The following is a 25,917-nucleotide window of genomic DNA, read 5'->3' on the forward strand; positions in this document are numbered from 1 at the left end:
CTTTTCCGCATTTTCCGCATTGATGCCTGACGCGACCTGGGCTATGAACCTGCCATCGGACAGGCGGTAAGCTCCGCCCACGGCATGCACCCGTAGCTCAGCTGGATAGAGTGTTGGATTCCGATTCCAAAGGTCACAGGTTCGAATCCTGTCGGGTGCGCCAATCTCTTATTTTGTCCGTTTCCACCTCGTCAAACAAACTAACGCCACCACTCCTGCAGCGTTGGTCTTTCGTTCGCGTCCAAATATCAGTGCGTTGCAATAGTCTGGTGGCGGCACGTTCTTGGCTTGCCATTGGTTGGTGGCTTGCGCGGAGAATCGTATCTCCTCACACGAAATTGGCCGGATTTGGCTCAGTCGCCCTCACCTTGATCACGCGGCTTTGCGGGCAATAAGAGGACGCTTCGGGATGGCCGGGCAGAGACGATGCGATATTTGTGCCGTATTCAGTCCTGGCGATCATCCAGAGGTGGCGTCTGACGGATTCGAGATTGATATTCTCCTGGAAAGCGATGCGAGCCGGGCAATTTTCTCTGAAGACTTCGTTTATTGGTACTCGGCCTCCTTTTAGTTCTATCGATTTGGTAGATTATGCAAGTCTCCAAGGGTGGACGTTGCGATTGTGGCGTTCCGTGCACCGCCGGGTTCAGGAGGAAACTCCACCCAAAGGCCTTCGCGACGCGCCCGAGCCTGATTTGCATGAAGGAGGATAATGCGATGACTTTTCACAACTCCGACCCCGTCAAGTTTGCTTATTGGGTGCCGAATGTCTCGGGCGGGCTGGTGACGTCCGATATCGAACAGCGAACGTCCTGGACGATCGATTATAACAGGAAGCTGGCGCAGATCGCAGAAGCGGCGGGTTTTGAATATGGGCTCAGCCAGATCCGCTTCACGGCTGGATACGGCGCGGAATTCCAGCATGAATCTGTGGCATTCAGCCATGCCCTGCTCGCAGCAACGACGACGTTGAAGGTCATTGCAGCACTGCTGCCGGGGCCTTGGAACCCGGCGCTTGCGGCCAAGCAGATCGCTACGATCAACCACCTGACCAACGGTCGCGTCGCGGTCAATGTCGTCAGCGGCTGGTTTCGCGGAGAGTTTCATGCCATCGGCGAACACTGGCTCGACCACGACGAGCGTTATCGCCGTTCGGAAGAATTCATTCGCGCACTGCGCGGCATCTGGACCGAGGACAAGTTCACATTCAGCGGCGACTTCTATCGTTTCAACGACTATTCGCTGAAGCCGAAACCACTCGACCCGCAGCCGGAAATCTTTCAGGGCGGTTCGTCTCGGGCAGCGCGCGACATGGCCGCGCGTGTCTCCGACTGGTATTTCACCAACGGCAATACGCCGGAGGAAATCGGCAAGCAGGTCGACGATATCCAGAGGAAAGCGAAGGCCAATGGCCATTCCGTTCGCGTCGGCGTCAATGCGTTTGCCATCGTCCGCGAGACGGAGGAAGAGGCGAAGGTAGTGCTTGCCGAGATCATCGACAAAGCCAACATCGACGCCGTCAAGGCATTCGCCCATGAGGTCAAGAATGCCGGCAAGGCCTCCCCCGAGGGCGAAGGCAACTGGGCGAAATCGACGTTCGAGGACCTCGTTCAGTATAATGACGGCTTTCGCTCAAACCTGATCGGCACGCCACGGCAGGTGGCCGAGCGAATCGTCGACCTGAAGCGCGCCGGTGCCGATCTCATCCTGCTGGGTTTTCTGCATTTCCAGGAAGAGGTCGAGTATTTCGGCCGCCATGTGATCCCGCTTGTGCGCGAGATCGAAGCGGCAGCATCCACCACCGCCGTCGCCGCCGAATAGGCAGCGTCAACAAGCGAGATCGACCAGGAAACCGGTGCGGATCTTTAGCGATCCGCAGCGGCCACTGCGCCGACAAATGTCAACGAAGATGTCCGAGTATCCAGCCTTCGACCCGCGTTACGCTATCGCTGTCCGGTGAGCCTTCCAGGCGGCGGCCGGTGACGACTTCGAGCATTCCGAGCAGCCCGACAACCGCATCGAAGCGATCGTCTCCGGAACTGTCGTCTCCGAAGCCGTCACGCAGGCAGTCGACGATTGCCGTCGTGTCGATATCCTGACGCGCTTTCGCCCACTCCAGAATGCCGGGACCGACGCGCCGTCGATCCTCCCGACGCCTCTTGCTTCCCCAATTTTTCGCAATTCCAAGCAGGCTGTATACGTCGGCCGGGTAGGTCTCGCAGATCACCACAGACCTGGAGGAGGTAAGCTCTGCGAGCGTTCCATCGAATGGCCAGATGCCAACGTCGTCGAGCGCCGGCGCAATGATCTCCTGCCATCCCGATATCGCACCCTTGCCAACCTGATTGCCGCCCAGTGTCCAGAATAATGAGCAGCCGGCTGGCCTGTAGGGCGTCGCCCGTTCGCATTCTCGCAACAAATCATCGCTCTTGAGGATACCAAGTCCGTCGTAGAGATGGGCTCTCTCCGTTCCGCCTGGCCGCATCGGGTAGAACGGCCGTCGATGGGATATCTGGTGGCGCTGATCGGCGACGTCATACCAATCGGACCAATCACCCTTCCCGAACTGTGCGATCGCTTCGCGAAACGAGGCAATGCCGGCATCTGCGGCGTAGGCTTTGGGGAGCCCAATCGGGAAGTCGAACCCTACCAGCAGCGAGCCGGACTGGTGGGAACGTCCTGCCAGTCTCTGAAACAAGGTGGCGGTATCGCCGACAAGCTCCGGAGCGGCGACAATCCATTTGCCATCCGCCCGAATGGCGGCCGACATCCAGCGCTTTCCGCTGTGCTTGCTCCAGTCGCAATGCGCGCAGACCTCGAGTGCCATGCCATCGATCCTTTTTTTGACGCGCTCGCTGGCTATACAGGCGATAGTTTTAACGCGGAACTTTGATGTTGCGTTGCGCCTGCAAACACCGCTTTATCCGTACTGTATATATTCACACTTCCGTTTCTTTGGAACGCTTTGACGCCGTGCATGTTTTATACGCATCAACGGGAGAATGATGATGAGTGATAACCGCGAAACAGAAATCCAACGCCGCGCACACGCAATCTGGGAACGCAACGGACAGCCGGACGGCGCTCACTCGGAGCACTGGGCGGAAGCCGAGCGCGACTACGACGCTGAAGCCGGAACCGGCGGCAAGGCCGGTTCCGAGACCATCGAGGGTGACGATCTCGCGAGCCCGCGCGCGATGCGCGAGGCGGCCCGCGAGCATTCGGACACGTATATGGTCTCAACGGATCTGGAAGATGACGATCAGCGCACCAATGCAAACGGCACCCGCGAACAGCCCTAATTCTGCACAAGGTGATGAATAAAAGGCGGCCGTTATCAAATGTAAGAGCCCGATGCGCCCAGCGCATCGGGCTCTTCTTTTGGCGATTCCCAACCGTCGAGAATTCGCCTTTCGGGCATGTTAGGAAGCGAAAAGCAGGAGGATAAGATCGGATGATTCGGAACGAAGATAGACTTGAGCACTCGGAGCTTTCCGGTGAGTTTTCGGAAAGCGGCACCACGGTGCGCGTCGACATATTCCGTGCAGCTGGCACCACGCTCGACTGGAAGATGGAGGTGACCGATGCTGCGGATGGACGAACCATGTGGGAAGAGGGTTTCTCCACCGACCGCGATGCCTTCGATGAATTCCTGGCGACTATAGAGCGCGAGGGAATACGGACTTTCCTTGACGACCAGGACCCGCCGGTCCATTGACGGTCAGCCGAGGAGTGCCCATGAAAAACGTCGACGACCTCATCAGTTCAGCCAAGACCGTCCATGCTCGCTATGCCGCGTCCCGTATGGAGCGCGAAACCGTCCGAGAATGGGTGCTAGGGCTTAGCGAATACCGCGAGCCCTACGCGACAGTGCTGCGGGAGGCGATAGAATGGTTCAAGCCCCTCAATCCGACCGGGGATATGGAAACGCTGAAGGCCAACGACCTGGATCGGCTCAGGGCAATCTTCGAGGTCGTTGACAAGGGTGCGGCCAGGCGGCAGTAGATCGGTCTACGCGAATATCAGGAGCCTGTCGCCGGTGGTGAGGCTCAGTAGGCTGGCTCGATGCGGTTGCAGACTGAATTGCCGGCGATCTCGCGCGCAACGTTGACTGCGGCTTCGAGTGCCGTAAGGCTCGGTGCGGAGCCGTCGAGATAGATGACGCCTCGATCCTGGGTGACTTCAATACGGGCTCCGTCAAGGCCGGATGCGTAGGCCAAAGCTGAGGAAACTGCTGCACAAAGGCCAGCCATCTGGGCGCCGACAAAACCGCTCGTTGGAAGAATAGACATGAACATGGCGACACGCTCCTTTTTCTATCAGTTGTAACGTATGAACGCCAATTTTGTTCATCGTGCGTTCATATTCACAATTTTGATGTCAGAGCGTCATCGATTGTCATATCGGGCTGCAATGTCTACGTCCGCAAAACCCGTCAGGCGCTATCGCTGGGCGAATAGTCGACCATCAGCACAATCGTGAACCGGACAACGGGCTGGCGGCGGTCATTGGCGACTTCCACGGAGAGGCGACGGCCGTTGCCCTCTGGGATCCCATCGATCGCCATCTCTGCCAGCACGCTCTTAGCCTGGTCGATGGCCGCAGTCAGCGTCGGATATTCGAAGGGCGCGTCACCGGCGGAAAAGCCCTCGTTATCGCTTATGTTGAAATAGAACTTAGCCATCCGCAGCCTCCTGCGTGGAAAGACGCAAAACGCTAATATGTTCCCAGTTTGAGCAGCAACTCGGCAAGTTGAACCTGAGCTCGCAGGGCCCGGGGTTCGTTGACTTCGATTGGAGCGGGTTACTATACACGCACGTGCTCAACGTCTGCAGTTGCAGGGTGACCTCCATCGATCAAAGGTTTGTGTCTTATGCTCAGCAACAGCCTGGCTGCCTTTTTCGGGCGGGATGTCGTGGAGGTCGCGCGCGATCTCATCGGCTGGCAATTTTGCGCCAACGGCGTCGGCGGCTTGATAGTCGAAACGGAGGCTTATCGGCTGGACGACGAAGCCTCCCATAGCTTCCGCGGACCGGGATTGCGCAACGCCGTGATGTTCGGCCCGGCCGGGCATGCCTATGTCTACCGCTCCTATGGAATTCACTGGTGCATCAACTTCGTCTGCCTGCCCGGTAGCGCGGTGCTGATCCGTGCGCTGGAACCGAACACCGGTCTTGACAGGATGGCAGGGCGACGCGGCACGGATAATCTTGCGCAACTGTGCAGCGGTCCCGGCAAGCTCAGCCAGGCGCTGGGCATCGAACTTGCACACAACGGAGCGCCTCTTGACCAGCCGCCGTTCACACTCGCTGCGGGTTCCGAGACGCCCATCGTTTCTGGGCCGCGGATCGGCATCACGCGCAATGTCGCGGCTCCCTGGCGGTTCGGCGCGGCGGGATCGCGCTTTGTCAGCCGTAAATTTGGCTGATGCCGCATCGGCAGGCTCCGGCATTTGCTATTCCATGGCAATGCTGTGGTCGACCTTCGGCGGTGCAGCCGGCTTGCGCAGCAGGATGACCAGCGGCATGGCAAACAGCGACATCAGCATCAGCAGCTTGAAGTCGTCGATATAGGCGATGATCGTCGCCTGCAGGGTAACGATATTGTCCAAGCTGGCGCGGCCAATCGCGGTCAGCGGGCTTAGGCCCTGGGCGGCTGGTGCGTCGAACGCGTGGTTGAACGGCGTCACGTAGGCAGCAATCGATTCGTGGTTGCTCTGGGTATTGCGGATGATCAGCGCCGAGACGATGGAGATGCCGACGCTGGAGCCGATATTGCGCGATAGATTGTACAGCCCTGTCCCCTCGCCGCGCATGTGCGCCGGCAGGGTCGCGAATGCGACGGTGGTCAGCGGTACGAACAGGAAGCCCAAACCGGCGCCTTGGACAAAGCCGACAACGATGATCGTCGTTTGCGAGACATCGGGTGTCCAGCCGGTCATCTCGTACATCGCCCAGGCCGTGAGGCCGAGCCCCAGCAGCAAGAGCCAGCGCGTATCCACCTTGCCGATGAGGCGCCCGACAAGAAACATGCAGACCATGGTGCCGAGGCCACGCGGTCCCATGACGATGCCCGCCGTGACGACAGGATAGCCCATCAGGGTCTGCAAATAGGGCGTCATCAGCGCCAGCGATGCCAGATAAGTGACACCGACGATAAAGATGAAAAACATGCTGACGGAAAAATTCTGATCGAGAAAGAGACGCGGGTTGACGAAGGATTTCTCTGTGGTGAATGTGTGGACCACGAACAGGTAGAAGGCGCAGAAGCAGACCAGCGCTTCGACGATGATCTCGCCGGATGAAAACCAGTCCAGTTGCTCGCCCCTGTCGAGGAAGAGCTGCAACGAAGCTATGCCGAGGCTCAGCATGCTGAAGCCGAAAACGTCGAGCTTAGCCAGCGCGTCGACCTTCGTCTCTTTGACGAAGACGACGATGCCCATAAAGGCGACAAGGCCGATCGGCACGTTGATGTAGAACACCCAGCGCCAGCTGATATGGTCTGTCAGCCAGCCGCCGATGACGGGGCCGAGCACCGGACCAACCATCACCGAGACACCAAACAGCGCCATGGCCTTGCCGCGCTCCTCGACGGAGTAGATGTCCAGCAGGATACCCTGCGACAACGGCACGAGAGCCGCGCCGAAAAGACCTTGCAACAGGCGGAAGCCAACAATCTGCACCAGAGACTGGGCAAAGCCACAGAGCACAGAGGCGGCCACGAAGCCGGCGATTGCCGTCAGCAGCACACGCTTGCGGCCGAACTTGGCGGACAGGAAGCCCGATGGCGGCGTCATGATGGCGGCAGCGACGATGTAGGAGGTCAGCACCCAGTTGATCTGGTCGGAACTGGCTGCGACACTGCCCTGGATATACGGCAATGCCACATTGGCGATCGTCGTATCCAGCGCCTGCATGATGACCGCGAGAATGACACAGGCGGTGATTGCGCCGCGGTTGGCGATGACGGGCGCGGCGCCGTCGGATGGGTTACTCATGACCCTTGCCATCGGAACGGCCCAGCAGTTTTGCGACAAAATCCGGCAAGCCACGAGCGTGGCCCGTGTCGACGTCCACTTCCGTGCTCATGCCGACCCGAAGCGGCGGTTTGCCGGCGGCATCGTCGATGTTCACCCGCATCGGGATGCGCTGGACCACCTTAACCCAGTTGCCGGTGGTGTTTTGCGCCGGCAGCAACGAAAAGCTGGAGCCCGAGGCGGGGCTGATGCTGGCGACAGTGCCCGTCCAGACCGTGCCCGGATAGGAATCAACGGAGATGGAGACTTTCTGGCCCGGCTTGACGTAGGTCAGTTCTGTTTCCTTCGGGCTGGCGGCGATCCACATGTCGTTCGACGACACCAGGGAAAAGCCCTGCTGAGCAGCCGCGAGGTAGCCACCGACTTGGAGGCTGTCGACATTGGTGACGGTGCCATCGAAGGAAGCCCGAACCACGGTGTCGTCGAGTTGCCGCTGCGCGTCGTCGACGGCGGCTTTTGCCTGAAGATAGGTGGGGTTCTGCTCGAGTGGCTGATTAAGGTCACCGCCGATCTGAGCCAGTGTTGTGGCGGCCTGGGCTTTGGCGACCGCTACTTTCTGCTTGGCGGCGTCTAGGTCGTGCTTGGCCGAATCAAAGGCGGCCTTGGAGGCTGCGGAACTGTTGATCAGGCTCTGCTGGCGATCGAAAGAGGTCTGGTAAAACGGCAGGTCGGCCTCGGCCTGGGCAATCTCCGCCAGGGTCTGCTGGTAGCTGGCCTGCAGGTTCAGGATCTGGTTGCGGGCAACGCCGAGCTGGGCCTTGGCACCCTCCAGCGCAATCTGGAAGGAATCGGGCTTCAGCCTGAACAGCACCTGGCCCTTCTTCACCTGTTCATTTTCATGCACCTCTATGGCAGCGACGAAGCCGCTGACATCGGTGGAAACCCCGACCATGTCGGCGCCGATGTAGGCGTTGTCGGTGGACATCACCTGCCCGCCGGTGACGTAGAAATAGCCGCCGATGACGAGCACGATGGGGAGCGCCGCAAACAGGATCAGCCGCGTTGCACCACGGCGTCGGCGCGTCGCAACGGGCGCTGCTGCAGGCGGAGCGATAGCTGTCGGCGCCGCTGTCGGATTGCCGGAGGGTCCTTCGGCAATCTCGTCCGTCGTGACGACACGGATGGTCTTTTCGAATTTGGCGGATCTGGGGAGAGGCAGTCGTTCAGCCATGGGAAGTCTCTTGCTGGCACAGGGCCGAAGGGCCGCTGGCAACGTGGTTGGTGCGGGGATTGGTCAAGAAGTCGGGACGATGCGGAAATGCCTGCAACTGCCCCTCGACGCCGGTCTGTTATGGCCAGGCAGCCTGTCGGAGCAGGATTTCAGGACGACAGCCGGTTCGCACAGTTGGCGGCGGGCTGAAACGTATTCAGGTAAAGCGTGGAAAGAGAAGATTGTCATGGGCGCAAAGCCTGCTATTCGGTAGCATGCTTACTATACCCTGATACATAATAAGTCAAACGTTCTATATCGCTATAGCTGTATTCAAAAAAGCCATAAACGCAAGAAAGCCGGCGATTACCGCCGGCTTTCTGGTTAGCTTAGATTTGATTGTTTTAGCGGCGGCTGAGAAGGCCGACGACGTAGGCGACACCTGCGGTCACGGCGAGAGCGAAAAGCGGCTCTTCGCGGACCTTGTCGCGGACGCGAGAGGTCACCAGAGCGGCTTCTTCTGTCACAACCGTCTTGGCACCCTGGCTGATCGCCACAACGCTTTCGGACAGCTTGGCCAGATCTTCCTTGAGGGCGGTGATCTGCGCGGAAAGGTCTTGCGCTGCTGCTTCTGTTTCGACACGTGCTGCTGCGGATTGGATGGAAGCGGTTTTCAGTTCAGCCATTTTTCAGCTCCTTTGTTTGTGCCCGATAAACGCCGAGTATCGGCATTGGTTCCGCGCATTTTGCGATTTCGGCGGATGCTCTTCAATTCCCGTGCGGATTGCTCTAAGGAACAGCCAATGCTTCGCCTGATTTGCGAGGCCGTTCCGTATTGAGGTTAGCATTCCGATGTTTGAACTGCTGAGAAAATTGGCCCGCACCTGGGTCGCCAAGGGCCTGATGCTGTTGCTAGTGGCATCCTTCGGGATCTGGGGCGTGTCGCGGTCCTTGATCGGCGGCAGCACCGGATCGACCGTCATCAGTGTCGGCGACCAGCAGATCGGGGCTGCGGAATACCGCCTCGCCTATCGACGCCAGCTCTCGGCGCTGAGCCAGCAGTTCGGAACGCAGCTGTCGCCGGAGCAGGCCCGCGCCTTCGGGCTTGAACAGCAGACCAACTCCCAGCTCGTCGCTGGCGCCTCGCTGGACCAGCTGGCAGCCGACATGAACCTCGGACTGTCGCAGGACCGGCTCGCCAAACTGATCGGCGAAGACCCGGCATTCAAGTCGAACACAGGTCAATTCGACCGCGGCCTGTTCACAAGCCGCCTCGCCAATGCCGGCATCAGCCAGGACGACTATATCAATGAGCGCAGCAAGGTCGCGGTTCGCGGCCAGATCGTCGATTCCATATCCAACGGCTTCAAGGCACCGCAAACGCTGGTTGCCGGCCTTAAGGAGTTCCACGACGAGAGCCGCAGCATCGACTACCTGATCCTCACAAATGCGAACATCGATCCGGTCAAGGCCCCGGCTGACGACGTGCTGGCGAAGTGGTTCGAAGGCGTAAAGTCGCGGTACCGCGCGCCGGAGTATCGCAAACTCTCCTACGTGAAGCTGCAGGCAGCCGACATTGCTGATACCGCCGCCATCACGGACGATGCCGTGCGCGCCGAATTCGAAAAGCGCAAGGAAAGCTTCACGATCCCGGCGACCCGGACGATCGAACAGCTGAGCTTTGCCAACAAGGACCTGGCGGACGCGGCTTCCGTCGCCCTTAAAACCGGCACGACCTTCGACCAGCTGGTAACCGATCAGGGCAAGACCGCCAGCGACGTCATGCTCGGTACATTCAACAAGGCGAGCGTTCCGGATTCTGCCATCGCGGAACCGGCTTTCGCTGTCACCAAGGACGGCGGCACGACCGGCGTCATCGAGGGATCGTTCGGACCGGTTATCCTGCGCGTCACCAACATCAAGGTGGAAAGCGCCAAGTCGTTCGAGGACGTCAAGGAAGACCTCCGCAAGCAGATGGCGATTGCTGCAGCATCCTCGCAGATCGCCGACCTGCACGACAAGTTCGAAGATGCACGCGGCTCCGGCGCGACACTGGTCGAGGCAGCGCAGCAACTGAAACTGAAGCCCGTGACGGTCGATTCCGTCGACGCCACCGGCCTCGACAAGGCCGGCAACGAGGTCAAGGATATTCCCGAGCGCCAGAAGCTGCTCACGGAAGCCTTCAAGACCGATGTCGGCGTCCAGGCACTTCCCGTTCCCATCGGCAGCGACGGCTATGTCTGGTTCGACGTACTGGACGTGACCCCTGAGCACGATCGTCCGCTTGCCGAGGTGCATGACAAGGCCGCTGCCGACTGGACCGCGGAACAGCAGAAGGTCGCCCTCGCCGCCAAGGCCACCGCCCTGAAGGATGAGGCCAAGAAGGGCAAGTCGCTCGCCGATATTGCCGCGCCGCTTGGCATTGCCGTCGAAAACAAGACCAACGTGACGCGCAACATGGACGACAGCGTCCTTGGCAGCGCCGGTGTGTCGGCAGCATTCTCCGGACCTGTCGATACGGTTGCCAGCGCCGTCGGCGGCGACGACACGACGCAGATCCTGCTGAAGGTAACCGACGTCAACACGACGCCGCCAGCCACGGATGTCCTTGCCAACCAGGACCAGCAGATTTCCAGGATTGCAGACGCTGCCGGTGACGATATCCTCGACCAGATGGTTGCCGAGTTGCAGACGAAATACGGCGTGACCGTAAACCGCGAGGCCGCGGCTCAGGCCGTGCAGCGCTAAGCTAGGGAACCGACCTCGATGGCCGATCTGAAGCCACTGCTTGCCAAAGTCGCCGGCCATGAAAGTCTGACGCGCGACGAGGCGCGGCAGGCCTTCGAGATCCTGATGTCCGGCGAGGCGACGCCGTCGCAGATCGGCGGCTTCCTGATGGCGCTGCGGATGAAAGGCGAAACCGTCGACGAGATCGTCGGCGCCGTCACCACGATGCGCGCCAAGATGCTGCCTGTGGAAGCTCCGGCCGATGCCATCGACATCGTCGGCACCGGCGGCGACGGCATGGGCACCTACAATATTTCCACCCTTGCCGCCTTGATCGTCGCAGGCTGCGGCGTAACGGTTGCCAAGCATGGCAACCGCGCGCAAAGCTCGAAAGCCGGCACAGCCGACAGCCTTTCGGCGCTGGGTGTGAAGCTCGACATCTCGCCGGAGCATATAGGCCGTTGCATCCGCGACGCCGGTATCGGCTTCATGTTTGCCCAGATACACCATTCGGCGATGCGCCACGTAGGCCCGACCAGGGTGGAACTCGGCACCCGGACGATCTTCAATCTTCTCGGCCCCCTGTCGAACCCCGCTGGCGCTCGCCGGCAATTGCTCGGCGTCTACGCACCGCAATGGGTGGTGCCGTTGGCCGAAGTGCTGCGCGATCTCGGTGCAGAAAATGTGTGGGTGGTCCATGGCGACGGCCTTGACGAGATCACCACGACGGGGATGACGCAGGTTGCGGCACTCGAAGACGGCAAGATCAGGACGTTCGAACTCCGCCCCGGTGATTTTGGCGTGCAGCCTGCCGTCTTGGCCGACCTCAAGGGCGGCGACGGCGTTGCCAATGCGGCCGCCTTGCGTGCCGTGCTCTCCGGCGAAAAAAATGCCTATCGCGATATCTCGCTGATCAACGCCGCCGCGTCTCTGGTCGTGGCCGGCAAGGCCGGGACCGTCATCGACGGCATGCGGCTTGCCACAAAATCGCTCGACAGTGGCGCTACGGCTGCCGCTCTCGACAGGCTGATTGCCGTCTCGAACGACGGCGACTGAAGGAAGGGCGCTCGCCATGACCGACATTCTCAAAAAAATCGAAATCTACAAGCGCCAGGAAATCGAGACCGCAAAGGCATCGGTTTCGCTTGCCGACCTCAAGGCCATGCAGGCGGACCAGACGCCGCCGCGCGGCTTCCACCGGGCTCTCGTGGCAAAGCATGAGGCTGGCCTGTTCGGCCTCATCGCCGAAATCAAGAAGGCAAGCCCGTCCAAGGGTCTGATCCGTGCCGACTTCGATCCGCCGGCATTGGCTGCGGCCTACGACGCGGGCGGAGCTGCCTGCCTTTCCGTGCTGACCGATGCCCCCAGCTTCCAGGGCTCCCCGGCGTTCCTGACCGCCGCACGCGCCGCCTGCAGCCTGCCCGCCTTGCGCAAGGATTTCATGTTTGAGACCTACCAGGTGCAGGAAGCTCGCGCCTGGGGTGCCGACTGCATTCTTCTGATCATGGCATCGCTTTCGGATGAGGATGCGGAGCGCCTTCAGGACGAAGCCTTCGGACTCGGGATGGATGTGCTTGTGGAAGTGCATAACGAGCCGGAAATGGAGCGTGCGCTGAAACTGTCGTCGCCGCTCATCGGCATCAACAACCGCGACCTGCGCACTTTCGAGGTCAGCCTTGCCACCAGCGAAAGACTGGCACCGATGGTGCCCGCGGATCGGATAATCGTCGGCGAAAGCGGCATCTTCACCCACGCCGACTGCCTCAGGCTGCAGGCATGCCGGATCGATACCTTCCTGGTCGGCGAAAGCCTGATGCGCAAGGACGATGTGGCAGCGGCAACGCGAACCCTCCTGACAGGCGAACCCGCCGCGCTGGCGGCCGAATAGCATGGCGGCAGAGCACGGCAGCCTCACGCACATCGATGCGTCCGGCGAAGCCCACATGGTCGATGTCGGCGACAAGGCGGAGACCATGCGCAGTGCAACGGCTTCGGGCCATGTGAAGATGCAGCCTGAGACACTCCGGCTGATTCTCGAGGGTAACGCCAAGAAAGGCGACGTCATCGGCACGGCGCGCCTGGCAGGGATCATGGGCGCCAAGCAGACATCGAGCCTTATTCCTCTTTGTCATCCGCTCATGCTGACGAAGATCGGTGTGGAGATCACGCCCGACGACAGCCTTCCCGGACTGCGTGTGATGGCAACTGCCAAGCTTACGGGACGCACCGGCGTCGAAATGGAAGCATTGACCGCCGTCTCTGTTGCCTGCCTGACAATCTACGACATGGCCAAGGCGGCCGACCGGCTGATGGAAATCGGCGGCATCCGGCTCGAGGAAAAGTCCGGCGGCAAATCCGGCGACTTCCGGCTTGCAGGCCCATCCCCATGAGCTTGCTGCCTGTTGCCGAAGCGCAGGCGCGCTTGCTGGACAAGGTGCGGCCTGTCGCCGAGCACGAGACTGTGACCCTCAGTGATGCCTCCGGCCGTGTACTGGCGACAGACCTTCCCGCCCGCCTCACCCAGCCGCCTTTCAACGCCTCCGCGATGGACGGATACGCGATCCGGCAGGCCGATCTCTCTGCACCGAATACCAGTCTGAAAGTCATCGGCATCTCGGCCGCCGGCCACGCGTTCGAAGGCACAGTCGCCAGTGGCGAGGCGGTGCGCATCTTCACCGGCGCGCCACTGCCTGAGGGGGCCGACAGCGTACTTCTGCAGGAGGATGTCGAGGCGACCGACGGCAGCATACGCTCGACCTATCCGGTACGCTCCGGCCAGCATGTGCGCCCACGCGGTCAGGACTTCGTCGATGGCGAGATCGTGCTGCCGCACGGCACCGTCATGGACTTCACCCGGCTGACTGTGGCAGCAGCCATGAACCATGCGACGCTGACCGTCTTCCGCAAACCGCTGGTGGCGATCCTTGCCACCGGCGATGAACTGCTGCCGCCCGGCGCAATCCCCGGTCCATCGCAGATCCTGGCCTCAAGCACGTTCGGCATCGCAGCTCTCGCTCGACAAGCCGGAGCCGATATCCTCGACCTCGGCATTGCGCCGGATGACAGCGCGGCAATCACGGCGGCTGTGGAACGTGCGCGCGACGCCGGTGCCGACGTTATCGTCACGCTTGGCGGTGCCTCCGTGGGAGACCATGACCTCGTGCAGGCAACGCTTGTGGCATCCGGCATGCAACTCGACTTCTGGCGCATCGCCATGCGGCCGGGCAAGCCGCTGATGGTCGGCAGCCTCGGAGCGGCACATGTGCTCGGCCTGCCCGGAAATCCGGTGTCGAGCCTTGTCTGCGGCATCCTGTTCCTGGAGCCGCTGATCCGCAAACTTGCCAGTCTGCCGCCGATCCAGCGCGCGGCAGCTTCGCTGACGGCGAAACCACTTGCGGCGAACAATCAGCGTCAGGACTATCTACGCGCAACGCTTTCCAAATCGAGCGATGGCAGCTGGCTTACGGAGCCTTTCGGCAAGCAGGATTCCTCGATGATGAAGATCTTCGCCCAGGCAGACTGCCTGATCGTACGGCCCCCAAATGCTCCGGCGATGCCGGCCGGCATGCCCTGCCCCATTCTCCTGCTGCGGCCGGACCTGCAGGGCTGACGCCCTCGCGAGCGAACTGCCAGAATCACATCGGGCGACTTTCGCCGCCCGATGGAAGTGCGTCTGTTGCCGGCCCGCTTACTTGACGGGTGGCTTTTCGTGGTGGCCGCCGAAGCCGGCGCGCATGGCTGACAGCACCTGGTTGGCAAAGCCGTCATTGCCGCGCGAAGAGAAGCGGCTGAACAAGGCCGCACTCAGGACCGGTGTCGGAACGCCTTCGTCGATAGCCGCGGAAATCGTCCAGCGGCCTTCGCCGGAGTCCGAAACGCGGCCGGCATACTGCGACAGGGCCGGATCTTCGTGCAGCGCATCTGCCGTCAGATCGAGCAGCCAAGAGGTGATGACGCTGCCACGACGCCAGACTTCGGCGATTTCCGGGATGTCGAGATTGTACTGGTAGAATTCCGGGTTCGACATCGGCGCTGTCTCGGCGTCGGCCTCGGCCTGCTGCATGCCGATATTGGCGTGGCGCAGGATGTTGAAGCCTTCTGCGTAGGCAGCCATCAGGCCATATTCGATGCCGTTGTGGACCATCTTGACGAAGTGACCGGCGCCATGCGGACCGCAATGCAGGAAGCCCTGCTCCGCCGTGCTCTTGGCAGCAGCGACTTCGCTGCGCTGGGCGGACGACTTCACGTCGCCCATGCCAGGCGCAAGCGTTGCAAAGATTGGCGACAGGTGCTGGACGGTCGGCGTTTCGCCGCCGATCATCAGGCAATAGCCGCGCTGCAGGCCGAACACGCCGCCGCTGGTGCCGACGTCGACATAGTGGATGCCCTTCTGCTTCAGCATCGCCGCACGACGGATGTCGTCATGATAGTAGGAGTTGCCGCCATCGATGATGATGTCGCCCTCTTCGAGCAACGGCACCAGCTTGGTCAGTTCGTTGTCGACGATGGCTGCCGGCAGCATCATCCAGATGGCGCGTGGCTTATCCAGCTTGGCGACAAAGTCCTCAAGGCTGGAGCTGCCGGTGGCGCCCATGCCCTTGAGGTCCTCGACGCTCTGGGCGCGCGCGTCGAAGACGACGGCCGTGTGGCCGCTCTTCATAAGCCGCTGCACCATGTTGCTGCCCATGCGGCCGAGGCCAATCATACCAATCTGCATAGTCACGTCTCCTTGGGACGGTTTTGGAGCGGTCGCTCCGGTCAAGTGTATAGGGTGATTTTGCGACAGGCCTTAGTGCTCGCAAATTACGGCGTCGAGGGTTAGCAGGCAAGCGTAGCTGCGAAACATCAAGAATACGTGAGCAACCCTAATCGTTTGAATTACATCTTCCTACTGCCATTGGGGCGCGGGCTCAAGCCTCCAATGTGGGGCCGATGTAACGAGCGCGTGGTCGGATAAGCCGCCCACCGACAGCCTGCTCCATCGCATGTGCCAGCCACCCGACCGTCCGCGCCAGCGCAAATATGGTCATCGGGGCATCGCGTGGCAGGTCGTAGGCGACGGCAAGCGCCGTGAGGGCGAAATCGGCATTGACGCGCTCGCCGACGATTTTCTCGGCCGCCTCCTGCAGGTCGGCGAAGGCAGTAGGGAGCTCGAAATGTCGGAGCAGAGTGGTGGCCCTGATATCGCCGTGCGGATAAAGGCGATGCCCGAAGGCCGGCAGCTTGCGCCCCTGAGCCAGATAGCGGCTGACCGCCTCGTGGGCACCGAGCTCTTCGGCGTTGCCGACGAGTACCTTCACAGCCTGCCAGGCGCCGCCATGCAGCGGCCCAGTCAGCGTCGCCAGGCCAGACAAGACCGCCGCAGACAGGGAGGAGCCTGTCGAGGCTGTGACGCGGGCGGCAAAGGTCGAGGCATTCAGTTCGTGATCGGCAAACAGCACCAGCGCGCGGCGAAGGATCGACGCTGCGGCAGGGCGGCCCCAGCTTTCCGCCAGACGTCTATGCAGGGGCTGGTCGGCGGACCAGGGAGCGAGCACATTTGCGACCGTGGCAAGCACGCTCTGCGCGTCGGCCTGCAGCGCGGACTGGGATCTCTCCATGGACGGTAGATCCCGCGTCGCCCGACCTGCCAGTGCAACCAAAGCCGATGCGATTGTCGCGCCGTCTTTCGAGACGCCATTCTGTGCCAGGGAAGACAGCGGACGGCGCATATCCCAGAGCAAGGCTGCTACTTCCTCAAGCGTCGCATTCTCCGACAGCGCTGCAACATCCCTGCCCCTGTAAAACAGCCGGCCATCGGAAACGGTCGAGACCGCCGAGGGCAGCATGGGATCGCCCCATTGGATTGCTTCGGCAGCGACAGTTTCGCTCTTGCGGCGACCGGCCTGGCGGTTGGCGAGCTGGAGCACGTCATCGCGAAAATAAAGGCTGCGGCGGCCCTCGGCCGGATCGGGCTTGGCACGGATGCGACCCCGGCTGACATTGGCGTACAAGGTCTGCTGTTTCGTTCCGAGCAGTTGCAACGCCTGCTCTGCAGTCAGCCACGACATGGCATCCTCATATTGATCGAAAGCATCAAGATTGACGTCAATACAAATGGCGCCGATCATCTCGCATAGTCAAAGGAGAAGACGATGAAAAGTGGATTGGACGATGTCATTGCCGCAGAAACCCGGTTGTCGGATGTCGACGGGCTCGCCGGTCGACTGGTGATACGTGGCGTGTCGCTGGACGACCTCGTGGCAACGAGCCGCTACGAGGACGTTGCCCAGCTGTTGCTTTCGGGGCTTTTTCCGGAAACGACCGATGTCGATGGACGAAGGTCACTTATCGGTGACGCGCGGGTGTCAATGTTCAATATCGTAACCGAGAGCGAACCGGGCCTGTTCAGGTTGCCGCCGGTCGAGGCTATCCGGGCGCTGCTTGCCCGCGTACCGGATGGCGCGGACCATGCCACGGCGGTGAGGCTGATGGCAGCACCCGCTGTATTCCTGCCGGCAGTGCTGCGACTTCGGGACGGCAAGCCGCCGATACGCCCGGATCCCAGCCTTTCGCAGGCCGAGGATATTCTGAGAATGCTCACCGGCATCACGCCCAGCGCAGAACAGACGGCGGGACTCGATGCCTATCTGGTCACAATCGCCGACCACGGATTGAACGCCTCGACCTTTGCAGCCCGTGTGATCGCCTCGACCCAGGCCGGGCTCACTTCCTCCGTGCTCGGTGCGCTCGGAGCCTTGACGGGACCGCTGCATGGCGGCGCGCCGGGGCCGGTGCTCGACATGCTGGACGCCATCGGCGAGCCTGCCAACGCCCGTGCGTGGATCGCTGCCGAACTCGACAAGGGCGAGCGGCTGATGGGGTTCGGCCATCGCATCTACCGGGTGGGCGATCCGCGCGCCGATGCGCTGAAGGCGGCGCTTAAGCCGATCGTTGCGGCCGGACAGGTGGATGGACGGCGGATGGAGCTGGCGGAGGCGGTGGAGCAGACCGCACTGGCGTTATTGCGCGAACGCAAGCCGGACCGGCCTATCGAGACCAACGTCGAATTCTACACGGCAATGCTGCTCGATTCGCTCGGTTTCCCGAGGGAGGCATTCACCGGCGTATTCGCCATCGGCCGCATGGTCGGCTGGATTGCCCATGCCCGCGAGCAGGTGCTTGACGGCCGGCTCATCCGCCCGCAGTCGCGCTATACAGGACCATTGCCGAAGGCCGCCTGACGGTCGGTCAGTCATATCCGGGTCTGCCATATTGGTGGATCCGGAGCCGCCCCGGAAGGCACTCACGAATGAGGCGGATTCGTCAGTTCGTGGTGGATTGCCCAGTGGCAAGGTTCAGTGTCACGTCGTCGTAACCACGCGCCTTGTAGACCAAGGTGGAAATCAACCAACTGGCGGCGAAGATACCGACGACGGCATAGCCGAAATTGGCGAGATTATCGTTGAGGTCGGCAATGGTGCGCCAGATGCCACCCTCGAGCCCGAGCTTATCGACAATAAGGCCAAGTGCTTCCATGCCACCGATGAAGATCGCCACGGCGACCGAGGCGGCGGTGATTGTCAGATTGTACCAGAGCTTGCGGATCGGATTGATGAAGGCCCAGCCGTAGGCGCGTGTCATCAGGACGCTGTCGGTGGTGTCGAGCAGCGACATGCCAGCCGTGAAAAGCGCGGGGAAAACGAGGATCGTCCAGAACGACATGCCCTGCGCGGCTTGCGTCGCCGATATCCCGAGCAAGCCGATTTCCGTAGCCGTGTCGAAGCCGAGGCCGAAGAGGAAGCCGATGGGATACATGTGCCATGAGCGCGTGACGATCTTGAACATCGGCCGGAAGATGCGCGCGAGGAAGCCGCTGTTCGACAACAGCGCATCCAAGTCTTCCTCGACGATCGTTTCGCCGCGCCTTGCACGACGGAAAGCTGCCCAGATGCCGCGCAGCACGAAGAAATTGGCAACGCCGATAACGACCAGGAACAGCGCTGAAACGGATGTGCCGATAATGCCGCCGACATCGCGGAAAGCGCCGAGCGGCATCATCGAAGCAGTTGCCGCGATGGCGATCGATGCCAGCACGACGATGCTGGAATGACCGAGCGAAAAGAAGAAGCCGACGGAAACCGGTGACTTGTTGTCCTGCACCAGCTTGCGCACGACATTGTCGATGGCCGCAATATGATCGGCATCGAAGGCATGCCGCAAGCCAAGCATGTAGGCAAGGAACGCCGTGCCGAGCAAGGCTGGGCGGTCCGAAAAGGCCGACCATGCCCAAACCCACGCACCGATATTGAAGCCGATCAGCAGGATGTAGGTCATGGTGATCTTCGTCCGGGCACGGTCTTTCCGGTCGTCAAACGGATTGGGCATCAAACTTCACTTTCCTCTGGCACTGCACCGCAAACTGCCATGGAAAGAAAAGCGAGACGAGAGGCAAATGACGTAAGCCCCGCGAAAAATCTGATGCGGCTCAAAAAGAAACCCGGCTTTCGCCGGGCTTCGAATGTTGTCCGTAATGTCCTTGTCGCCTCAGACCAGGCGGCTCTGTTCGAGTGCTGCCTCGATGAAGCTTGCGAACAGCGGATGCGGGTCGAGAGGACGGGACTTCAGCTCAGGATGATACTGGACACCGATGAACCATGGATGATCGGGGTACTCGATTGTCTCCGGCAGCACGCCGTCCGGTGACATGCCCGAAAATACCAGGCCGCAGCTTTCCAGCCGGTCCTTGTAATCGACATTGACCTCGTAGCGATGGCGATGGCGTTCGGAAATATCCGAAGATCCATAGATCTCCGCGATCTTCGTGCCTTTCTTGAGCGCCGCCTTGTAGGCGCCGAGGCGCATTGTGCCACCGAGGTCACCTGAGGCCGCGCGCTTCTCCAGCTGGTTTCCCTTGATCCATTCGGTCATCAGGCCCACGACCGGTTCGCTGGTCGCGCCAAACTCCGTCGACGAGGCGTGCTCGATGCCGGCCAGGTTGCGGGCCGCCTCGATGACCGCCATCTGCATGCCGAAGCAGATACCGAAATAGGGAACTGCACGCTCGCGGGCGAATCGGGCCGCGTGGATCTTGCCTTCCGATCCGCGCTCGCCGAAGCCGCCGGGCACGAGAATGCCGTGCACCTTTTCGAGATAGGGAGCCGGGTCTTCCTTTTCGAAGACTTCCGATTCGATCCACTCGAGCTTGACCTTGACGTGGTTGGCGATGCCGCCGTGATGCAACGCTTCGATCAGCGACTTGTAGGCATCCTTGAGGCCGGTGTACTTGCCGACGATGGCAATGGTCACCTCGCCTTCGGGCGTATGGATGCGATTGCAGACTTCTTCCCACGCTTCGAGACGCGGCTTCGGTGCCGGTTCGATACCGAAGGCGGCCAGCACTTCGTTGTCGAGACCTTCCTTGTGGTAGGCCGTCGGCACATCATAGATATTGGCAACGTCCAGCGCCTGGATAACAGCGGACTGGCGGACGTTGCAAAACAGCGAAAGCTTCTTGCGCTCGGCTTCCGGAATCTCGCGATCGGCGCGTACGAGCAGGATGTCGGGGTGAATACCCAGCGCCTGCAGTTCCTTGACGGAATGCTGGGTCGGCTTGGTCTTCAGCTCGCCGGCAGCCGGAATGTACGGCATCAGCGTCAGGTGGACGTAGACGGCCGTGCCGCGCGGCAGGTCGTTGCCGAGCTGGCGGATGGCCTCCATGAACGGCATCGCCTCGATATCGCCGACAGTACCGCCGATTTCGCAGATGACGAAGTCGTAGTCGTCGTTGCCTTCGGTAACGAAATCCTTGATCTCGTTGGTAACGTGCGGAATGACCTGGACGGTGGCGCCGAGGTAGTCGCCGCGCCGTTCCTTGTCGATGATGTTCTTGTATATGCGACCGGTTGTGATGTTGTCGGTCTTGGTGGCGGAGCGGCCTGTAAAGCGCTCGTAGTGCCCGAGGTCGAGGTCGGTCTCTGCGCCGTCATCCGTCACGAAGACTTCGCCGTGTTGTGTCGGGCTCATCGTGCCCGGATCGACGTTGAGATAGGGGTCGAGCTTGCGCAGGCGGCATCTATAACCGCGGGCCTGCAGGAGTGCTCCGAGAGCAGCGGCCGCAATTCCCTTGCCTAGAGAGGAAACCACGCCGCCGGTGATGAATACATATCGCGCCATGGGAGCCACCGGTTACCTTTTAACAAATGATTCCGCCAGCCCCAAAATTCTTTTCCAGAACTTTTGAAGACGAGGCGGAGGATGGACAAAATAAAACCGGCAGGTTTTGATACCTGCCGGAGGATTGTTTCAGGGTCTGTTATTGACCCGTGGGTACGCCGGTCGGCGCCGGTGCTGGCGTTGCCGGGGCAGCCTGGCCGGAAGGCGAAGCGGGTGCCGTTCCTGCTGGCGCGGTTCCTGCCGGTGCAGTACCAGCAGGCGCGGTGCCTGTCGCGGGCTTTGCGCCGCCGAGCGAGTCGAGAATGCCGCCGCTCTTCGTCTGTCCAGCCGGCGTGATCCGGTCGAGAATGTCGGTCGGGCGACCTTCATAGCGCGACAGGACGCCGAGACCGAGCGACGTGATGAAGAACAGCGTCGCAAGGATCGCCGTTGTCCGGGTCAGCGCATTGGCAGCGCCACGGGCGGACATGAAGCCCGACCCGCCGCCGACGCCAAGGCCGCCGCCTTCGGAGCGTTGAATAAGAACCACTCCGACCAGCGCAAGCACGATCATGAGATGAATGACAATCAATACGGTCTGCATAGGTCCAGTCCCGCCCGCGTATACGGGCATAAGAAGAAAAGCTCGCGGCTCTTTACATGAGCCTCTCGCCTATTCCAAGCCTTTTCATCGTGGCCCGCCCCTGCAGCCCAAAAACGGCAGGAGGCGGCCAGCGTCAGGCCGTGTGTTTCAGATATGCGTTGTATATCGCGATGAAATCGACCGATTTCAAGCTCGCTCCGCCGACCAGCAAGCCATTGACGTTATCTATGCCGATGAGGACAGCTGCGTTGGCAGGGTTCGCGGAGCCGCCGTAGAGGAGCCGCATGCTCTTGCCAGTCCGTCCCAGCCGCGCCACGAGATCGGCGCGCATGAAAGCATGGGCGGCGGCAATCTCTTCTTCCTGCGGCACCAGACCGGTTCCGATGGCCCAGACCGGCTCATAGGCGATGACGGTATCGTCCGCCGTCGAGCCGCGCGGGACCGATGCTTCGATCTGCCGCTTCAGAACATCGATGGTATGGCCGGATTGACGCTCTTCGGCAGTCTCGCCGACGCAGATGATGGCGGTCAGTCCCGCCGCATGTGCGGCCTCCGCTTTGGCACGCACGAGTTCGCTGCTGTCGCCATGGTCCCGGCGCCGCTCGGAGTGACCGACGATCACATAGGTGCCGAAGCAATCCGCAATCATTTCAGCGGAAATATCCCCGGTGTGGGCGCCAATGCGGTGCTGGTGGCAATCCTGGGCGCCGATCGCCAGCGGGCTGTCGTCGCAGAGTGCGGTCGCCACATAGAGCAGCGTTGCCGGTGGGCAGAGCAGTGCCTCGACCTTCTCCGCCTGGGCCTGATCGATCGCATCGCCAATAGCCTTTATCTCCGTCAGGCTGTCCCGCGTGCCGTTCATTTTCCAGTTGCCCGCCAATAGCGGACGTATCTTCTGTGTCATGGCGCCTCTCCTCCCGTCGCTTTGCATGCGGACCTAGCAAAAGAATCGGCAAAATGAAAGTTGCGCGCCATTACGCCATCCCGATTGCCAGCCGTCGCTCCGACCGAAAGCAAAAACTGCGATCATGGCGAGGGTAAAAACAGCCAGTTGAGGGTCTTCCGCCAGTCCAGCATGCGCAATGGCGTTCCATGGGTGCCGTTCGTATAGAGCGTGAAGCGGGCCGGATACTTTGCCTTGATAAGCTTTTCGAACTGCGCCTGCTGGTCTGCAGCCGCATAGACATTGTCGGCGCTGCCATGGGCAAACCAGATCGGCAGCCGGGCCTTGTAGAACGGGCTCTTGGCGAAGGTCGGGTCAGTCACGGCTGACATCATCACCATCCCGGAAAGCCGCTTGACGCTCTCGACATCCCGCGTGATCCCCCAGCAGACGATGCTGCCCATCGAGGCGCAGGAGAGGATGACAGGCTTTCCGCCTGATTGTTCGGAGACTGCCCGGATCAGCGCGGCGACATCGGCCACACCTTCGGCATCGAACGTCCCGATGGTCGGCGCATAGTAGCTGCCGCCATTGTCGACCACGAGGTTTTTCAGCCGGTTGAAGTTGCCGCCGAACATATAGTCGTTCGAGCCCAGCCGCCGGTCGCCGGCTCGACCGTGGACGAAGATCACTGTGAAGGCCTGGCCGGTCGCAGGTCCCACCCTGGTGACATCGAGTTTGCGTGCACCGAGAGCAAGCGTCTCGTCCGTCTGCTTCCAGCGGACGCCGAGCCCGAGATAGGCCGGCTTGACGCGGCGCTCTGGAACGATGTCCCGGCCGTTGATGTCGCGCATCTCCTGGTAGTCGATGGTTTCGAACGCACCGTTATCATGGCTCTCGACAATGGTCTGGCTGGAAAACAGCTCGTCCTTGAACGGCTTCAATTGCACGGCAGACGCATTCGTGGACAGGAAGGCGATAAACGCGACGGTGGCAGCGATCTTGAAGAAATGAACTGTGGACATTGGCATGCCGATGGGACCCTTTGAAGAACTGTGGCTTGCCATTCGGCGATGGCCGACGCAAATCTTTTTTCCAATTGGTCCCGGAATCTGCCTGCGTCGCTTTTTTGCAAGATTTCTGCCAGAATCCGGATCAGTCGAGCGTGCTACGCCATCGATTCGCTCTGGCCTGCCACCGCTCGCGGGGATTACTCTCACTTTAAGATTTGAACACGCTTATGGATGACAGCAACGATCTCTTTTCCGCAGTCTCGACGATCGCCGCAGCCCCGGAAGTCGCCAAGAAGGCAGATGCCCCAAAGAAGCCGGAAGTCGCAGCCGCCCCTCGCCCGGCGCCGCCGACGCAATCGTCATCCGACGGCTATGATGCCTCGGCGATCCGGGTGCTCGAAGGCCTCGAACCCGTCCGCATGCGTCCCGGCATGTATATCGGTGGTACTGACGAAAAGGCGCTTCACCATCTGTTTGCCGAAGTCATCGACAATTCGATGGACGAAGCTGTCGCCGGCCATGCCAATTTCATCGAGGTCCATCTCGACGTCGAGGGCTACCTGACCGTCAGCGACAACGGCCGCGGCATACCGGTAGAAAACCATCCGCAGGTGCCGGGCAAGTCGACACTCGAAGTGATCATGACCAAGCTGCATGCGGGCGGCAAGTTCGATGGCAAGGCCTACGAGACCTCAGGCGGTCTGCACGGGGTCGGCGTCTCCGTGGTCAATGCGCTTTCGGACGACATGGAAGTCGAAGTTGCCCGCAACAAGAAGCTCTATCGCCAGCGCTTTTCACGCGGCATTCCGCAGGGCGGTCTCGAGGAACTCGGCGATATCCACAATCGTCGCGGCACGCGCGTGCGCTTCCATCCCGATCCGCAGATCTTTGGCGATCACGCCAAGTTCGATCCGGCGCGTGTTTTCCGCATGGCCCGCTCCAAGGCCTACCTATTCGGTGGCGTCGAGATCCGCTGGAGCTGCGATGCCGGGATGCTGCCGGAAGGTTCCGATATTCCCGACAAGGCAGTCTTCCATTTTCCGGGCGGCCTGAAAGACTATCTGCAGGCGACGATGGGCAAGGAGTTCACCGTCACCCGCGAGATCTTCGCCGGCAAGTCGGAGAAGGCCAGCGGCCACGGCTCTCTGGAATGGGCTATCAGCTGGTACGGCGGCGATCCGCAGGTACATTCCTATTGCAACACCATTCCGACCGCCGAAGGCGGCACCCATGAGGCCGGCCTTCGCATTGCGCTGCTGAAGGGGCTCAAGAACTATGCGGAGTTGACGCAGAACAAGCGCGCTGCCGCGATCACCACCGACGACGTGATGATTTCAGCCGTCGGCATGCTGTCGGTGTTCATTCGCGAGCCCGAATTCGTCGGCCAGACCAAGGATCGGCTGGCCAGTGCCGAAGCCCAGCGCATTGTCGAAAATGCCTTGCGCGACCCCTTCGACCACTATCTCGCCGACAATCCGGCCGAATCCGAAAAGCTGCTCGACTGGGTGATCGAACGCGCCGAAGAGCGGCTGCGTCGCCGCAAGGAAAAAGAGGTCAACCGCAAGACCGCGGTCCGCAAGCTGCGCCTGCCGGGCAAGCTGTCCGACTGCTCGCAGAATACGGCTGCCGGTGCCGAACTCTTCATCGTCGAAGGCGATTCGGCCGGCGGTTCGGCAAAGCAGGCCCGCAACCGCTCCAACCAGGCGATTCTTCCGTTGCGCGGCAAGATCCTGAACGTCGGCAGCGCCACCCGCGAAAAGCTCTCGGCCAACCAGCAGATCTCCGACCTGATCCAGGCCCTCGGCTGCGCAACGCGTGCGAAATATCGCGACGAGGATCTGCGCTACGAGCGCATCATCATCATGACCGACGCCGATGTCGATGGCGCCCACATTGCGTCGCTGCTGATCACCTTCTTCTACCAGGAAATGCCGGACCTGATCCGGGGCGGCCATCTGTTCCTTGCCGTACCGCCGCTCTACCGGCTGACCCAGGGTGCAAAAACCCTTTATGCCCGCGACGACGCGCATCGTGCCGAGATCATGAACACGGTGTTCAAGGGCAAGAAGGTCGAAATCGGACGCTTCAAGGGCCTCGGGGAGATGATGCCGGCACAGCTCAAGGAAACGACGATGGACCCTGCGCGGCGGACGCTGCTGAAGGTGGCGATCGACGATGTCGACTTCGAGGGGACCCGGGATGCGGTGGATGCCTTGATGGGCACCAAGCCAGATGCTCGCTTCCGCTTTATCCAGGAGCGCGCAGCCTTTGCGGAAAATCTCGATATCTAGGGTCGATATCGGGGAGCGACGCGAGGTAGACTTTTTCTCCTCCACAACCACTTGCGGTCGCATCGCTGTCACGGCGGTG

25 protein-coding genes and 1 tRNA gene are annotated in these 25,917 nt (G+C 61.1%); 13 read left to right on the top strand and 13 right to left on the bottom strand.

The window, feature by feature from the left end:
* Positions 1-86 precede the first annotated feature (86 nt).
* Both J5278_RS10710 and sfnG read left to right on the top strand, forming a co-directional pair.
* Positions 87-163: transfer RNA gene (locus J5278_RS10710), tRNA-Arg, on the top strand.
* Positions 164-717: 554 nt separating this feature from the next.
* On the top strand, positions 718-1,821 hold the full coding sequence (gene sfnG, locus J5278_RS10715) for a dimethylsulfone monooxygenase SfnG (RefSeq protein ID WP_209183739.1): 1,104 nt from the start codon (positions 718-720) through the stop codon (positions 1,819-1,821).
* 79 nt (positions 1,822-1,900) lie between these two features.
* Here sfnG and J5278_RS10720 read toward each other — a convergent pair whose 3' ends face one another.
* Complete coding sequence (locus J5278_RS10720; RefSeq protein WP_209183738.1) at positions 1,901-2,827, bottom strand: DUF429 domain-containing protein; 927 nt, start codon at positions 2,825-2,827, stop codon at positions 1,901-1,903.
* A 181-nt stretch (positions 2,828-3,008) separates the two neighbouring features.
* Between J5278_RS10720 and J5278_RS10725 the strand changes: the two genes are divergently transcribed.
* The 3 genes from J5278_RS10725 to J5278_RS10735 all read left to right on the top strand — a co-directional run bounded on the left by J5278_RS10725 (position 3,009) and on the right by J5278_RS10735 (position 4,005).
* A complete protein-coding gene (locus J5278_RS10725) occupies positions 3,009-3,302 on the top strand; it encodes a DUF2934 domain-containing protein (protein WP_209183737.1) in 294 nt (97 codons plus the stop codon).
* Positions 3,303-3,454: 152 nt separating this feature from the next.
* Entirely contained in the window at positions 3,455-3,718 is a 264-nt protein-coding gene (locus tag J5278_RS10730; RefSeq protein WP_209183736.1) for a hypothetical protein, read from the top strand.
* 20 nt (positions 3,719-3,738) lie between these two features.
* Entirely contained in the window at positions 3,739-4,005 is a 267-nt protein-coding gene (locus J5278_RS10735) for a hypothetical protein (protein ID WP_209183735.1), read from the top strand.
* A 44-nt stretch (positions 4,006-4,049) separates the two neighbouring features.
* Here J5278_RS10735 and J5278_RS10740 read toward each other — a convergent pair whose 3' ends face one another.
* Entirely contained in the window at positions 4,050-4,298 is a 249-nt protein-coding gene (locus J5278_RS10740; RefSeq protein WP_142822678.1) for a BON domain-containing protein, read from the bottom strand.
* A 137-nt stretch (positions 4,299-4,435) separates the two neighbouring features.
* A complete protein-coding gene (locus tag J5278_RS10745) occupies positions 4,436-4,684 on the bottom strand; it encodes a hypothetical protein (RefSeq protein WP_111215685.1) in 249 nt (82 codons plus the stop codon).
* Positions 4,685-4,873: 189 nt separating this feature from the next.
* Here J5278_RS10745 and J5278_RS10750 point away from each other — a divergent pair, with 189 nt between their 5' ends.
* Complete coding sequence (locus J5278_RS10750) at positions 4,874-5,428, top strand: DNA-3-methyladenine glycosylase (RefSeq protein ID WP_209183734.1); 555 nt, start codon at positions 4,874-4,876, stop codon at positions 5,426-5,428.
* Between the two features lie 27 nt (positions 5,429-5,455).
* On the opposite strand, the gene J5278_RS10755 is transcribed toward J5278_RS10750, so the two are convergent.
* The 3 genes from J5278_RS10755 to J5278_RS10765 all read right to left on the bottom strand — a co-directional run bounded on the left by J5278_RS10755 (position 5,456) and on the right by J5278_RS10765 (position 8,872).
* Positions 5,456-6,997, bottom strand: coding sequence for a DHA2 family efflux MFS transporter permease subunit (locus tag J5278_RS10755; protein WP_142822676.1), 1,542 nt, complete (start codon positions 6,995-6,997; stop codon positions 5,456-5,458).
* Positions 6,990-8,207 (bottom strand): HlyD family secretion protein, encoded by a 1,218-nt coding sequence (locus tag J5278_RS10760; RefSeq protein WP_209187463.1) that lies wholly within the window; start codon positions 8,205-8,207, stop codon positions 6,990-6,992. The genes J5278_RS10755 and J5278_RS10760 overlap by 8 nt, the downstream gene beginning before the upstream one ends.
* A 383-nt stretch (positions 8,208-8,590) precedes the next feature.
* The gene (locus J5278_RS10765) at positions 8,591-8,872 is read right to left on the bottom strand and encodes a hypothetical protein (protein WP_142822674.1); all 282 of its coding nucleotides are present in this window, start codon (positions 8,870-8,872) and stop codon (positions 8,591-8,593) included.
* Positions 8,873-9,038: 166 nt separating this feature from the next.
* On the opposite strand from J5278_RS10765, the gene J5278_RS10770 reads away from it, so the two are divergent.
* The 5 genes from J5278_RS10770 to glp are packed head-to-tail and all read left to right on the top strand — an operon-like array spanning position 9,039 to position 14,523.
* Positions 9,039-10,934: a peptidylprolyl isomerase gene (locus J5278_RS10770; protein ID WP_209183732.1), complete on the top strand. Its 1,896-nt coding sequence runs from the start codon at positions 9,039-9,041 to the stop codon at positions 10,932-10,934.
* A gap of 18 nt (positions 10,935-10,952) precedes the next feature.
* Positions 10,953-11,969, top strand: a complete 1,017-nt coding sequence (trpD, locus tag J5278_RS10775) for an anthranilate phosphoribosyltransferase (RefSeq protein ID WP_209183731.1) — start codon at positions 10,953-10,955, stop codon at positions 11,967-11,969.
* A 16-nt stretch (positions 11,970-11,985) separates the two neighbouring features.
* A complete protein-coding gene (gene trpC / locus J5278_RS10780) occupies positions 11,986-12,801 on the top strand; it encodes an indole-3-glycerol phosphate synthase TrpC (protein WP_209183730.1) in 816 nt (271 codons plus the stop codon).
* A 1-nt stretch (position 12,802) separates the two neighbouring features.
* Positions 12,803-13,303 carry a cyclic pyranopterin monophosphate synthase MoaC gene (gene moaC, locus J5278_RS10785; RefSeq protein ID WP_209183729.1) on the top strand — a complete coding sequence of 167 codons (501 nt, stop codon included), beginning with the start codon at positions 12,803-12,805 and terminating at the stop codon, positions 13,301-13,303.
* Positions 13,300-14,523: a gephyrin-like molybdotransferase Glp gene (gene glp, locus J5278_RS10790; RefSeq protein ID WP_209183728.1), complete on the top strand. Its 1,224-nt coding sequence runs from the start codon at positions 13,300-13,302 to the stop codon at positions 14,521-14,523. Before moaC ends, glp begins: the two co-directional genes overlap by 4 nt.
* Positions 14,524-14,601: 78 nt before the next feature.
* Here glp and gnd read toward each other — a convergent pair whose 3' ends face one another.
* Together gnd and J5278_RS10800 are read right to left on the bottom strand one after the other, a co-directional pair.
* Positions 14,602-15,630 carry a phosphogluconate dehydrogenase (NAD(+)-dependent, decarboxylating) gene (gene gnd / locus J5278_RS10795; protein ID WP_142822668.1) on the bottom strand — a complete coding sequence of 343 codons (1,029 nt, stop codon included), beginning with the start codon at positions 15,628-15,630 and terminating at the stop codon, positions 14,602-14,604.
* A 193-nt stretch (positions 15,631-15,823) separates the two neighbouring features.
* On the bottom strand, positions 15,824-16,963 hold the full coding sequence (locus J5278_RS10800) for a citrate synthase family protein (protein WP_209183727.1): 1,140 nt from the start codon (positions 16,961-16,963) through the stop codon (positions 15,824-15,826).
* An 84-nt stretch (positions 16,964-17,047) separates the two neighbouring features.
* Between J5278_RS10800 and J5278_RS10805 the strand changes: the two genes are divergently transcribed.
* Positions 17,048-18,136, top strand: a complete 1,089-nt coding sequence (locus J5278_RS10805; protein WP_209183726.1) for a citrate synthase/methylcitrate synthase — start codon at positions 17,048-17,050, stop codon at positions 18,134-18,136.
* Between the two features lie 82 nt (positions 18,137-18,218).
* On the opposite strand, the gene J5278_RS10810 is transcribed toward J5278_RS10805, so the two are convergent.
* From J5278_RS10810 to J5278_RS10830, 5 genes are all read right to left on the bottom strand, one after another.
* Complete coding sequence (locus J5278_RS10810; protein ID WP_209183725.1) at positions 18,219-19,283, bottom strand: HoxN/HupN/NixA family nickel/cobalt transporter; 1,065 nt, start codon at positions 19,281-19,283, stop codon at positions 18,219-18,221.
* Between the two features lie 156 nt (positions 19,284-19,439).
* A complete protein-coding gene (locus J5278_RS10815; protein WP_142822664.1) occupies positions 19,440-21,068 on the bottom strand; it encodes a CTP synthase in 1,629 nt (542 codons plus the stop codon).
* A gap of 139 nt (positions 21,069-21,207) precedes the next feature.
* Positions 21,208-21,651 carry a preprotein translocase subunit SecG gene (gene secG, locus J5278_RS10820; RefSeq protein ID WP_209183724.1) on the bottom strand — a complete coding sequence of 148 codons (444 nt, stop codon included), beginning with the start codon at positions 21,649-21,651 and terminating at the stop codon, positions 21,208-21,210.
* Positions 21,652-21,784: 133 nt separating this feature from the next.
* Positions 21,785-22,555 (bottom strand): triose-phosphate isomerase, encoded by a 771-nt coding sequence (gene tpiA / locus J5278_RS10825; RefSeq protein WP_209183723.1) that lies wholly within the window; start codon positions 22,553-22,555, stop codon positions 21,785-21,787.
* A gap of 122 nt (positions 22,556-22,677) precedes the next feature.
* Positions 22,678-23,565, bottom strand: a complete 888-nt coding sequence (locus J5278_RS10830) for an alpha/beta hydrolase (RefSeq protein WP_209183722.1) — start codon at positions 23,563-23,565, stop codon at positions 22,678-22,680.
* A gap of 209 nt (positions 23,566-23,774) precedes the next feature.
* On the opposite strand from J5278_RS10830, the gene parE reads away from it, so the two are divergent.
* Positions 23,775-25,838 carry a DNA topoisomerase IV subunit B gene (parE, locus tag J5278_RS10835; protein WP_142822660.1) on the top strand — a complete coding sequence of 688 codons (2,064 nt, stop codon included), beginning with the start codon at positions 23,775-23,777 and terminating at the stop codon, positions 25,836-25,838.
* The last annotated feature ends 79 nt before the right edge of the window (positions 25,839-25,917 follow it).

It is taken from the genome of Rhizobium sp. B21/90, from assembly GCF_019355815.1.
Classification (GTDB): domain Bacteria; phylum Pseudomonadota; class Alphaproteobacteria; order Rhizobiales; family Rhizobiaceae; genus Rhizobium; species Rhizobium rhododendri.

Coding starts and splice junctions, on each gene's coding strand:
- J5278_RS10730 (WP_209183736.1), top strand. CDS start 3,455: ATGATTCGGAACGAAGATAGACTTGAGCACTCGGAGCTTTCCGGTGAG.
- J5278_RS10760 (WP_209187463.1), bottom strand. CDS start 8,207: ATGGCTGAACGACTGCCTCTCCCCAGATCCGCCAAATTCGAAAAGACC.
- trpD (WP_209183731.1), top strand. CDS start 10,953: ATGGCCGATCTGAAGCCACTGCTTGCCAAAGTCGCCGGCCATGAAAGT.
- J5278_RS10830 (WP_209183722.1), bottom strand. CDS start 23,565: ATGCCAATGTCCACAGTTCATTTCTTCAAGATCGCTGCCACCGTCGCG.
- glp (WP_209183728.1), top strand. CDS start 13,300: ATGAGCTTGCTGCCTGTTGCCGAAGCGCAGGCGCGCTTGCTGGACAAG.
- J5278_RS10735 (WP_209183735.1), top strand. CDS start 3,739: ATGAAAAACGTCGACGACCTCATCAGTTCAGCCAAGACCGTCCATGCT.
- J5278_RS10755 (WP_142822676.1), bottom strand. CDS start 6,997: ATGAGTAACCCATCCGACGGCGCCGCGCCCGTCATCGCCAACCGCGGC.
- J5278_RS10750 (WP_209183734.1), top strand. CDS start 4,874: ATGCTCAGCAACAGCCTGGCTGCCTTTTTCGGGCGGGATGTCGTGGAG.
- secG (WP_209183724.1), bottom strand. CDS start 21,651: ATGCAGACCGTATTGATTGTCATTCATCTCATGATCGTGCTTGCGCTG.
- J5278_RS10815 (WP_142822664.1), bottom strand. CDS start 21,068: ATGGCGCGATATGTATTCATCACCGGCGGCGTGGTTTCCTCTCTAGGC.
- sfnG (WP_209183739.1), top strand. CDS start 718: ATGACTTTTCACAACTCCGACCCCGTCAAGTTTGCTTATTGGGTGCCG.
- J5278_RS10745 (WP_111215685.1), bottom strand. CDS start 4,684: ATGGCTAAGTTCTATTTCAACATAAGCGATAACGAGGGCTTTTCCGCC.
- J5278_RS10740 (WP_142822678.1), bottom strand. CDS start 4,298: ATGTTCATGTCTATTCTTCCAACGAGCGGTTTTGTCGGCGCCCAGATG.
- trpC (WP_209183730.1), top strand. CDS start 11,986: ATGACCGACATTCTCAAAAAAATCGAAATCTACAAGCGCCAGGAAATC.
- J5278_RS10805 (WP_209183726.1), top strand. CDS start 17,048: ATGAAAAGTGGATTGGACGATGTCATTGCCGCAGAAACCCGGTTGTCG.
- J5278_RS10720 (WP_209183738.1), bottom strand. CDS start 2,827: ATGGCACTCGAGGTCTGCGCGCATTGCGACTGGAGCAAGCACAGCGGA.
- parE (WP_142822660.1), top strand. CDS start 23,775: ATGGATGACAGCAACGATCTCTTTTCCGCAGTCTCGACGATCGCCGCA.
- J5278_RS10800 (WP_209183727.1), bottom strand. CDS start 16,963: ATGTCGTGGCTGACTGCAGAGCAGGCGTTGCAACTGCTCGGAACGAAA.
- J5278_RS10725 (WP_209183737.1), top strand. CDS start 3,009: ATGAGTGATAACCGCGAAACAGAAATCCAACGCCGCGCACACGCAATC.
- J5278_RS10765 (WP_142822674.1), bottom strand. CDS start 8,872: ATGGCTGAACTGAAAACCGCTTCCATCCAATCCGCAGCAGCACGTGTC.
- J5278_RS10770 (WP_209183732.1), top strand. CDS start 9,039: ATGTTTGAACTGCTGAGAAAATTGGCCCGCACCTGGGTCGCCAAGGGC.
- moaC (WP_209183729.1), top strand. CDS start 12,803: ATGGCGGCAGAGCACGGCAGCCTCACGCACATCGATGCGTCCGGCGAA.
- gnd (WP_142822668.1), bottom strand. CDS start 15,630: ATGCAGATTGGTATGATTGGCCTCGGCCGCATGGGCAGCAACATGGTG.
- tpiA (WP_209183723.1), bottom strand. CDS start 22,555: ATGACACAGAAGATACGTCCGCTATTGGCGGGCAACTGGAAAATGAAC.